Annotated in this window: 5 protein-coding genes and 1 pseudogene; all 6 read left to right on the top strand. The window is 64.6% G+C overall.

What is annotated here, in order from left to right; all coding sequences use genetic code 11:
* Positions 1 to 139 (top strand): annotated as a pseudogene (locus VR74_RS21265) (IS110 family transposase); the annotation flags it as partial.
* 437 nt (positions 140 to 576) lie between these two features.
* Positions 577 to 2076 (top strand): efflux RND transporter periplasmic adaptor subunit, encoded by a 1500-nt coding sequence (locus VR74_RS17280; RefSeq protein ID WP_045698890.1) that lies wholly within the window; start codon positions 577 to 579, stop codon positions 2074 to 2076.
* Positions 2077 to 2078: 2 nt separating this feature from the next.
* Complete coding sequence (locus VR74_RS17275) at positions 2079 to 2780, top strand: ABC transporter ATP-binding protein (RefSeq protein ID WP_045698888.1); 702 nt, start codon at positions 2079 to 2081, stop codon at positions 2778 to 2780.
* On the top strand, positions 2777 to 4009 hold the full coding sequence (locus VR74_RS17270; RefSeq protein WP_045698887.1) for an ABC transporter permease: 1233 nt from the start codon (positions 2777 to 2779) through the stop codon (positions 4007 to 4009). Before VR74_RS17275 ends, VR74_RS17270 begins: the two co-directional genes overlap by 4 nt.
* A complete protein-coding gene (locus tag VR74_RS17265) occupies positions 4002 to 5393 on the top strand; it encodes an efflux transporter outer membrane subunit (protein WP_045698885.1) in 1392 nt (463 codons plus the stop codon). Before VR74_RS17270 ends, VR74_RS17265 begins: the two co-directional genes overlap by 8 nt.
* Positions 5394 to 5535: 142 nt before the next feature.
* The coding region (locus tag VR74_RS17260) for a helix-turn-helix transcriptional regulator (protein WP_045698891.1) at positions 5536 to 5778 on the top strand (243 nt) is incomplete at its 3' end.

The following is a 5778-nucleotide window of genomic DNA, read 5'->3' as shown; positions in this document are numbered from 1 at the left end:
CCCTTGGCTCAGCCGGTTGCTGGAGCGTAAGCCCATGATGGTTGTCGCAATCGCGATGGCCAACAAGATGGGCCGAATGATCTGGGCCCTGATGGTGAAAGGGGAGAAGTTCAATCCGGCAAAGTTGATGCCGGCATAAGGTCGCCGAGCCGCTAAGGCGCAAAACGAGATTGGTGAGAGCAAAAGGAGGTCATGCAGACCCGTAGGTTCAACAAGTGAGGACAACCCACCTGGGCGCAAGCACCTTCAAGTGCGGGCTTTTGTAAGGGACCTCATCTTGCGGAACGCATGATGGCCAGCGGCATCTGAAAGCCGCCCAAATAGGCCGAACAGATGCCCGCTATCGGCCAAACTGCAAATGACCGCCAAAAAATCTCTTGCCAAGGGGCCGCCGTCCACAGATGCGCTCTTGCCAGCGATAACTGCAGCGCGCGCCGACGGATTCGTGTCCGCCGGGCGTTTGATCTGGCAGGTGCGTTGCAACGCTCCACATGACATTCGCATTCGCCCGGCCTGCACCCCGCGTGGGGCGGCCGGATGAGGCTTTGACCCGGACGCGAGAGCGAGAGCACGACATTGACCCGCAAGATCGACAAGAAACTGATTTACGCCCTGGGCGGCCTCGCGGCGCTGATCGCCTTCTGGGCCCTTTTCCTGCGCGGTAACGGCGCGGCGAAGCCCGGCGATTTCACCCTCGAGACGAGCGGGGTTGAGCGCGGTGACGTGGCGCGCCTGGTCACGGCTTCCGGCGCCGTGCGCGCGCTGACAACCGTGGAGGTCGGCTCGCAGGTTTCGGGGCAGATCATCGAACTGGACGCCGACTTCAATTCCGAAGTGAAGGAAGGCGACATCATCGCACGGATCGACCCGCAGACATTCGAGAGCCGCGTCGCCTCGGCGCAGGCAGACATTGCCAGCGCAAGGGCCAGCCTTGACGTCCAGAGAGCCAATATCGCGTCGGCCGAGGCGAGCTTGGCCCAGTCCGAAAGGGACTACCGCCGTGTCCAGGCGCTGTATGCCCAGGACGCCATTGCGCAATCCTCCCTCGAAGATGCCGAGCGGGCGCTTGCCGTCGCCAGGGCCGCGCTTGACGTGTCGCGCGCGCAGCTGCGTGCGTCGCAGGCAACACTCAGCCAGCGCCAGGCGAGCCTGCAGTCGGCGCAGCTCGACCTTGACCGCACGATCATCCGCTCGCCGATTGATGGCGTCGTGATCGAACGCTCCGTCGATGTCGGCCAGACAGTGGCCGCCTCATTCTCGGCGCCCATCCTGTTCCAGATTGCGCAGAATCTTGAAGACATCCGTATCGATGCGGCCGTGGTCGAATCCGATATTGGCGGGATCGATGCGGGCGACCCGGCCACGTTCAAGGTCGACGCCTATCCGAACGAGACCTTTACCGGCACGGTCGAACAGGTGCGGCTTGCTTCCGAAACCCTGTCGAATGTCGTGACCTATACGGTTGTGATTGCGGCAGAGAACCGGTCAGGCCGCCTGCTGCCGGGCATGACGGCGAATGTCGAAATCACCGCCGAGAAGCGCGAAGGCGTGCTGCGCCTTGCCGAATCGGCGATCCGGTTCCGGCCGCCAAGCGAGGGCGTCACCGTGATTTCGGGCGACACCGGGAGCGGCGGGCAGGCGCGCAGCGTCGCACGGCCGGGCGGCGAGGCCGGCAGCCCCGCAGAGGCAATGCTGGCGGGGCTCGACCTCGCGCCCGAGCGCAGGACACGGATCGAGTCGGAAATCCGCGCCGAGATGGAGAAGGTGCGCGCGAGCATGGGCGAGGCCGGCGCGACATTCGACCGGGCCGGCATGCGCGAGAAGATCCAGTCACGCATGGACAAGGTGCTGCGCGACAATCTCAGCCGCGATGAGCTGGCACTGGTGCAGAAAACCCTGAATGAGCGCGCGTCCCGGCGCCAGGTGGACCTTTATCAGCCGGTCGGCGACGGCACGCTGAAAACCGTGTCTGTCTCGGTCGGACTGTCTGACGGGCAGAATGTCGAAATCCTGCGCGGCGCAGATGAAGGCGACACGTTCGTCACCCGTCTGACCTTTGCCGCGACGGACAAATAGGCATGCCGGACGCAGCGGCCCCCCTCATCACCTGCCGGGACCTGACCAAGGTCTACCGCATGGGCACGCAGGACGTCTTCGCCCTGCGTGGGGTGAATCTCGATTTCGCCGAAGGCGAGATGACCGCCATCATGGGGCCGTCAGGATCGGGCAAGTCGACCCTGATGACCATGATCGGCGCGCTGGACGTGCCGACGAGCGGTGAACTTACGATTCGGGGCCGGCCCCTGTCCCGGCTTGACCGCGATGAGCTGGCCGATCTCAGGAATTCAACGATCGGCTTTGTCTTCCAGCAGTTCAACCTGCTGCACCGCGCCAGCGCGCTCGCCAATGTCAAACTCCCTCTGCTCTATTCCCGCAAGCCGGTTGCAGAGCCCACCGCCCGCGCGCGTGAATGCCTGGAACTGGTCGGTCTGGGCGACCGGATGGACCACCGGCCGATGCAATTATCCGGCGGCCAGCAGCAGCGCGTGGCGATTGCCCGCGCGCTGGCCGGACGCCCGTCCATCCTGCTGGCCGACGAGCCGACCGGCGCGCTGGACACGAAGACATCCGCAGGGATCATGGAATTGCTGACCGGCCTCGCCAGCCAGGGCATCACGGTCATCCTGGTGACGCACGAGATCGAAGTCGCCGCCTATACGGCCCGCCAGATCCATTTCCGTGATGGACAGGTCGAACGGGATGAGAGGACACGCGTATGAAAATCGGCGTCGCCCTGCGTTCGGCCCTTGAGGCCCTGATGGCCAACCCCCTGCGCAGCTTTCTCACCATGCTGGGCATCATGATCGGCGTCGCATCCGTGATGGCGATGATGGCGATCAGCGAAGGCGCCGCCAGACAGGTCGACGACCAGATCGCGAGCCTCGGCGCCAGCAACCTGACGATCTATCCCGGCGCGTCGCGGGGCGGTCCGCGCTCGAGCGGCGCCTCCTCCGACCAGCCGTTTACCGACGCCGATATCGATCTGATCCGGCAGGAACCATTCGTCACCGCCGTCGCCGCCCGCAATTCCGGCTCGGTCACCGTGATCTCCGGCCAGGACAACTGGTCGACCAGCCTCTACGGCACCAATACCGATTATTTCATCACCCAGTCGCTGCAGACCGCCGAAGGGCGCTTCTTCGACGAGCGCGAGGTGAGTTCCGGGGCCGCCGTCGCGATCATCGGCAGGACCGTGGCCGACAATCTGTTTGAAGGCACCAATCCGGTAGGGCAGACGATAAGGGCCAATAATGTGCCTCTGGAAATCATCGGCGTGCTGGAAACGCGCGGGGCATCTGCGGGCCCCGGCGGCGACCGCGACGACCTTGTCATCGTGCCCATCAACACCGCCCGCAACCGCATTACAGGTGGAAACCCGACGGTCGCGAAATATGTGACAGGCATGGAAGTGGGAATCACGGCTGGTTACGACATGACGCAGGCGCAGGAACAGCTGGAGGCGCGGCTGCGCGAGATCCGCCGCATCGCGCCCGGCGGCGCCGACGATTTCCGCGTGTTCAACATTGCCGATTTCATTCGCGCCCGGTCCAGCACGCAGGCGACATTCGGCGTGCTGCTGGCCTTTACCGCCGCCGTATCCTTGATCGTGGGCGGCGTCGGCGTGATGAACATCATGCTGGTGTCAGTGACGGAACGCACGCGGGAAATCGGCCTGCGCATGGCGGTTGGCGCGCGCGGCATGGACATTCTGGGCCAGTTCCTAGCCGAGGCGCTGGCGCTCTGCCTCGTCGGCGGCCTGATCGGATCTGCCCTTGGCGTGGGCGCGGCGCAACTTGCCGCGAAACTGGGGGAGTTTCCTGTTGAGATTTCCCCGCGCATCGCGATCATAGCGATTGGCGCGTCGGCACTGATCGGCCTGTTCTTCGGATTCTTTCCCGCCCGGCAGGCGGCGCGGCTCAACCCCATCGAGGCACTTCGACATGAATAAGCTTACCCCTGCCCTTGCGCTGGTTCTTGTGGCTGCCCTGGCGTCTGCGTGCAACTCGACGCAAACGCCAGCCGAACCCGGCAGCCTGATTTCGCAGGAAGCGAGTGCGCTGAGCGCGCCGGAGGCCTGGGCCTTCGGACCGGAAGTCGATGGTGAGGTGGCTGACACCTGGGCCGGGATCATCCGCGACGAGGCGCTGCTGGCGCTGATGGAACAGGCCCTCGCGGCCAATCCCGGCCTGCGCGCCAGTGCCGAAAGCGTACGGCGGTCTGAAGCCTTCCTGCGCCAGTCCCGGTCCGGGCTGCTGCCAGGCATTGGCGCCAGCGCAGGCGCGTCAGGGTCTTCCGACTTTGAGGATTTCGATCTGACGGAGCGATACACGGCAAGCCTTGATGCCAGCTGGGAAGCTGACCTCTGGGGCGCGATCCGCTCTGACATCCTCGCGTCGCAATACGATCTCGAAAGCGCCAGGGCCGTCTACCGGGCGAGCCGCGAATCACTCACTGCCGGCGTTGCGCGCGCCTATGCCGTCGCCATTGACGCGCGCCATCAGGTGGCCCTGACGCGCGCGACCCTGGCAGCTCAGGAAGAGACGCTGCGCATTGTCGACGTGCGCTACAAACTGGGCGCCGCCGACCGCCGCGAACAGGTGCTGGCTGAATCCGATGTGGCGAACGCGCGCGACTCGCTGGAACTGGCGCTCGCCTCGCAGCGCAGCGCCATCCGCGCGCTGGAAGTCCTGCTCGGGCGCTATCCCGATGGCACGATGACGGTGACCGATGCCTTGCCTGTCGTCGTTGACGTGGTGCTGGCAGGCCAGCCTGCCGACCTTTTGAGGCGCCGCCCGGATGTCCTGTCGGCTGAAGCCGGCGTGCGCGCGGCCTTTGCCAGCACAGACGTGACGCGGGCGAGCCGCTGGCCGGGCCTGTCCCTGTCAGGCGGCGTGTCGAGTGCCACGAGCGATCTCGCAGATGTGCTCGACCCGGCCGCCCTCGCCCTCTCGCTCGGTCTGCGGCTGGCCGACACATTGTTCGATGGCGGCCTGACCGATGCCCGGATCGCGGCGGCCGAGGCCAGCGGCCAGATCGCGCTCGCCAATTACGGCGCCACGGTGCTTGATGCCTATGCCGATGTGGAAGGGCGGCTCGACGATGTCGAGACCTTGCGCAACCGGTCTGCCTTCGTCGAGACAGCTGCAAAGAACGCCCGCGAAACACTCCAGCTTGCTGAAATCCAGTACAAGGAAGGCGCCATCGACCTGCTGGATGTGCTGACCTTCCGGCAGCGCAGTTTCCAGGCCGACCGGACCTTGCTGTCGCTTCGCCGGTCGCAGGTTGAATCGCGGATCACCCTCTATCTCGCGCTGGGCGGCGCCATCGAATAGGCGCTCGCCGCGCAAATGTCCCTGTCGGGAGCGATTGCGGTGCTTCACTGCAGTTAAATACCCTGTTGCAGCGCCTTGCCGGAACAAATGCCTGCTCAAACTCCTTGTTTTGAATAACATATACGGAGTAGTGGATTTTATCATGCCTAAAACAAATAGCCCAGGTGGCCACGATGCCCGAAAGCCGACCGACGCGGATCGCTTCGTTGGCCAGCAATTGCGTCAGGGGCGCCGCGAAATGGGATTGACCCAGGACGGTCTCGCCCAGCTTCTCGGAGTCACTTTCCAGCAAATCCAGAAATACGAAGCCGGCCACAGCCGGATGTCGGCGGGCCGCCTGCGCGAAGTGGCCATCGCGCTGAAAAAGCCGATCAGCTATTTCTAC

Source organism: Hyphomonas sp. BRH_c22, assembly GCF_000961795.1.
GTDB lineage: Bacteria > Pseudomonadota > Alphaproteobacteria > Caulobacterales > Hyphomonadaceae > Hyphomonas.
Note: the sequence above shows the minus strand (reverse complement) of the source record. Positions and strands in the feature narration are given on the sequence as shown.